The organism is Actinoalloteichus spitiensis RMV-1378 (assembly GCF_000239155.1).
Taxonomy (GTDB): domain Bacteria; phylum Actinomycetota; class Actinomycetes; order Mycobacteriales; family Pseudonocardiaceae; genus Actinoalloteichus_B; species Actinoalloteichus_B spitiensis.
In genome coordinates this window covers 1-1,926 of the sequence record NZ_AGVX02000686.1, presented here as the reverse complement: position 1 = coordinate 1,926, position 1,926 = coordinate 1, and the positions used below count along the sequence as shown (strand labels likewise).

Below are 1,926 nucleotides of genomic sequence, written 5' to 3'. Positions count from 1 at the left end.
GCCGTCCGAACCACCGGAGGAGCCGGACCCGCCGGCGTTGCCGGACCCGCCGGGCGAGTCGGAACCCGACCCCGAACCCGGAGCGCTGGTGCCTCCCGTCTTCCCCCGCCTCCGCACGCTGGGCAGGACGGACCGGGCCTTCGCCGGGTTCAACCGGCTCAGTTTGGGCAGGCTGAGCCGGGGCGCCGGCTCGTCCTCGGTCGGACGGTCCTCGGCCTGGCGCAGCAGCGACTTGATCCCGGCGTTGAGGACCGCCACCAGCGGCACCGCCAGCAGCGCGCCGGCGATACCGGCCTGCACGACTCCCACCGTGATCGCGAGGACGACGGCGAGCGGGTGGAGGCGGACGGCCCTGCCGAGCAGCAGCGGTTGCAGGACGTGCCCCTCCAGCTGTTGCACCAGGAGAACGACCCCCAGGACCAGGAGCGCCGTGACCAGGCCGTTGGCGACCAGGGCGACGAGGACCGCGACCAGACCGGACACCACGGCGCCGACTATGGGCACGAACGCGCCGAGGAAGACCAGCGCGGCCAGCGGGATCGCCAGCGGGACCTCCAGGATCACCAGGCCGATACCGATGCCGACGGCGTCGACGATGGCCACCAGCGCGGTGGCCCGCACGTAACCCACCAGCGACTGGAAGCTGTGCACACCGGCCAGCCGGACACGGTCCCTGGTCTCCCCGGAGAAGACCCCGGTCAGGTAGTTCCAGATCCGGGAGCCGTCGTGCAGGAAGAAGATGAGGGTGAAGAGCGCGAGCAGGAGCCCCGTGAGCAGTTCGCCGACGGTGGTGGCCGTCGAGATGGCACCGGAGGTGATCAACTCCTGGTTCGACTGGAGCACCGCGGTGAGCTGGCCGAGGAATTCGTCGATCTGGTCCTGCTGGAGCTGGAGCGGCCCCTCGACCAACCAGGTCCTGATGGTCTCGATGCTGTCGACGACCTTGTCCATCAGGTCGGGGAGACCGGTGCTGAAGGCCGTGATCACGAAGGTGAGCACCCCCGCGAGGACGGCGAGCCCGCTCACCATCACCAGCGCGGTGGACACCCCGCGCGGCACCCCCCAGCGCACGAGCCGGTCCACCGCTGGCGCCAGGAGGGCGGCGAGCAGCAGGGCGATGGCCACCGGAACGACCACGAGGGAGAAGGCGCCGACCAGCCAGCCCACCACCCAGACGGCGGCGGCGACCACCAGGAGGCGCCCGCAGACGGCGGCCGCCACCTGCAGCGGACGGGGGACGGGGGGGCCGGGGTCGACGCGCGCTTCCTGTTTCGCCTCACTCACCCCAGCTACGGTAATCGTCCTGGTGGGTCGGGCGGCGCGGGTTCGTGCCGGAAGTCGCCGCCGCGCTCCGGGTGCGACCGGCTCGGCACCACCCGCGCGACGGCCCCGGTCGTGCCGGGGCCTGGGCTCACCTCTGCCTCCACGTGGTACCGCCCCTGGTGGAGGGCCTGGGATGCGGTCCGGAGTCATCCGGTCCGGTGATCTTTGCCAGCGGGGCTGCCATGAGGTCGATGGCTGTGAGTAACGTATGCGTCGCAGCCGGTCCACTCCGGATCGGGCTGAGAATCCCTGACGTCGTGCCGATTTCCGCCGCACCGGGAGGATGACCCACGTCATCCTCGGGGTCGATCCTGGAGGTTCAGTTGTCAGCCGCCGACCAGCACACGGGATCAGGAGGTCGCCGCTTGCGGCGCCTGCTGTCGCGTGCCGTGCTGGCCGCCGGGGGCACACTGGCCGCCACGGCGATCGCCTGGACCCTCGGAAGCGGCACCGCTGCCGCCGACCAGAAGGACCCGGCGCCCCGGAGCCTCGTCGGAGCGCTCCGGGAGGCTCCGGCGGCGACGCCCGTCCGATCGGTGCTCGGCACGGTCGACGAACTGGGCGGGGCCACTCTCGGGGCTTCCCACCGGCTCCCCGCCGGCG

Annotated in this window: 2 protein-coding genes; one reads left to right on the top strand and one right to left on the bottom strand. The window is 72.1% G+C overall.

Translation table 11 applies throughout. The annotated features are described in order from the left end of the window. A partial coding sequence (locus ACTIDRAF_RS30925; RefSeq protein ID WP_016701213.1) for an AI-2E family transporter occupies window positions 1-1,284 on the bottom strand: 1,284 nt, incomplete at its 3' end. Between the two features lie 404 nt (window positions 1,285-1,688). On the opposite strand from ACTIDRAF_RS30925, the gene ACTIDRAF_RS30920 reads away from it, so the two are divergent. Beyond that, the coding region (locus ACTIDRAF_RS30920; RefSeq protein WP_039789261.1) for a hypothetical protein at window positions 1,689-1,926 on the top strand (238 nt) is incomplete at its 3' end.